Origin of the sequence: Agathobaculum sp. LCP25S3_E8 (assembly GCF_052117165.1) — a bacterium.
Taxonomy (GTDB): Bacteria; Bacillota; Clostridia; order Oscillospirales; family Butyricicoccaceae; genus Agathobaculum.
On record NZ_JBQKJR010000155.1, the window covers coordinates 1 to 868 of the forward strand.

Here is an 868-nt window from a genome sequence, read left to right on the forward strand (position 1 = left end):
TAGGCCTTGTTTTAAAAATTGCAGAGTATTGCATCATTTCAACAAAATGGCGATAGCGCCAATGTAAACGAAGGCAAGGAATGAGGAGTCGAGCTTATCATAGCGGGTGAAAATCCTGCGAAACCACTTGAGCTTCTGGAAAAAGCACTCAACCAGATGCCGCTCTCTGTAGGTATGCCAATCTATAGGCCAGGGATCACTGACATCGCTCTTTGGCGGGATTGTATAGGTGGCCTCCTGAGAAACAATGTACTCTCGGATCGCCTTTGCTCCGTACGCCTTATCTCCAAGGATATTGCTTCTCTCAATGTTGACTTGGCTGAGCAAAGAAACGGCATGGACGGAATCATGGTCGTTGCCGGAACTGAGCATGAAAGCCAGTGGATTGCCTAAGCCATCCACTAAAGTATGAATCTTCGTATTTCGGCCACCTCTGGACATGCCAACCGCTTTATCCTCGGTTTTTTTCCCCGCCATTGGCACTTTGATGTACCTTGCAGGATGTCGAGTCGATTGAGATGTTCTCAAAATCCGCATCTATGGACAGAGTCTTGAAGATCGCCTCAAAAATCCCCATGTCCTTCCACTTCCGAAAGCGGCTGTACACAGTCTGCCATGGGCCATATCGTTCCGGAAGCTCTCTCCACGGCGCCCCTCCTCTGGCAATCCACAGTATCCCATTCAGTGCACTGCGGTTATCACATTTTGCCGGGCGTCCGCGTTTCCCTTCCTTCGGATGTTCTGGCGGCAGCATATCTTTGATTCGATTCCATTCACTTTCTGTGAGTTCATATCGTTTCGTTCCCATATCAATAGTTTACTAAATCATATCCGTTTGTGCAACTTTTGTTTTTCAAACATGGCCTAA

The 868-nt window shown here is 47.6% G+C and carries 1 pseudogene; it reads right to left on the reverse strand.

The window, feature by feature from the left end:
• Positions 1 to 33: 33 nt before the first annotated feature.
• Positions 34 to 808, reverse strand: a pseudogene (locus ACTQ34_RS18040) (IS5 family transposase).
• Positions 809 to 868: the final 60 nt, after the last annotated feature.